The 725-nt window shown below is 52.0% G+C and carries 2 protein-coding genes; both read left to right on the top strand.

What is annotated here, in order from left to right; genetic code table 11:
* Window positions 1-218 (top strand): 4-hydroxythreonine-4-phosphate dehydrogenase PdxA (locus ACWHAR_RS26905; RefSeq protein ID WP_452088406.1); only part of this gene is annotated, 218 nt, incomplete at its 5' end.
* 27 nt (window positions 219-245) lie between these two features.
* On the top strand, window positions 246-725 hold a 480-nt coding region (locus ACWHAR_RS26900; protein ID WP_452088405.1), incomplete at its 3' end, for an NAD(P)-dependent oxidoreductase.

Below are 725 nucleotides of genomic sequence, written 5' to 3'. Positions count from 1 at the left end.
ACCTTGTCGTAGCCTGCTACCACGACCAGGGGCATATACCGGTCAAAGTCCTCGGGTTGGAAGAGGGCGTCAACATTACAGTCGGATTAAACGGCGGGATCATACGCACCTCTGTCGACCACGGAACCGCATTTGACATTGCGGGGCAGAACAAAGCCGATGAAAGAAGCATGCTCGCTGCTTTGCGGTCAGCCGCTGAGCTGGCGCCCAAATCGTAGAAAAATGAAAGAAGGTTGGTGCATCTTATGAAAGTCGTATGTACATCACCGTCATTTGCGAAATACTCAGACGATCCCGTCTTGTTTTTGGAAAAAAAGGGCATGTCGCTGGAACGCCTTCCTGCAGATATAACCGAGGAGCAGTTTATTGAAGCAGCAGAAGGAGCGGATGCCGCGATCGTGGCGTTTAACCAGATTACGCCGTATGTCCTGGATCGTCTCCCTTCTTTAAAAATTGTCTGCAAACATGGCGTCGGTGTCGACAATATCGATCTGCACGCTGCGAAAGAGCGCAACGTCTGGGTGACGAATGCCCCCAACGCCAACAAGCATGCAGTCGCCGATTTTGTATTCGGTCTCATGCTGTCGGCTGCAAGACAGATTCCTGCAGCCGACAGGGAGACAAAGCTGGGAAAATGGCCGAGGATTTTTGGATCTGACGTTTACGGCAAAACACTCGGCATCGTCGGACTTGGCATGATCGGAAAAGAAGTCGCCAAACGGGCG

Source organism: Bacillus sp. LR--39, assembly GCF_053613335.1.
Note: the sequence above shows the minus strand (reverse complement) of the source record. Positions and strands in the feature narration are given on the sequence as shown.